At 35.7% G+C, this 434-nt stretch carries 1 protein-coding gene; it reads right to left on the bottom strand.

Annotated features, from left to right (window positions below):
- The coding region (locus tag GQ589_RS11895) for a DUF6708 domain-containing protein (protein WP_160426468.1) at positions 1-434 on the bottom strand (434 nt) is incomplete at both ends.

Here is a 434-nt window from a genome sequence, read left to right as displayed (position 1 = left end):
TTGTCTAATCCTTCAATTTGTCTTGAGGTAACTTTACGACGTGGTTCAACATCCATAAAACTTTTGGCATCGTCTCGGCTGTAATATATATATCTTAAACCCGCTTTATTTAATGGCCTGTCCGTTCCATACTCCATAAAATGGCTGATCCAATCCCAAGCATAAGCTAATTGATTAGTTTCACCAATTTGGATATATTCAATCACTTCGTTACTATTTGGTTTACAAGCTACGCCAAACAACATATGGTGTTCAATTGTACCACCACTAGCAAAGGCACCTGTTGAACTTTGTAATACCGCATGAAAGTCTGCCCAATCATAAACTTTGATTTGATATTTTTTTAAATCCTTAAATGCACTAAATGGTAACCAAAATGTTGACATCCATTTTTTTGCCACTGCTTCGTAAAGATACACTTTACCTGTTTTACG

Source organism: Gilliamella sp. Pas-s27 (genome assembly GCF_009795865.1).
In the GTDB taxonomy this organism is placed as follows: Bacteria; Pseudomonadota; Gammaproteobacteria; order Enterobacterales; family Orbaceae; genus Gilliamella.
This window is presented reverse-complemented; position numbering and strand designations above follow the sequence as displayed.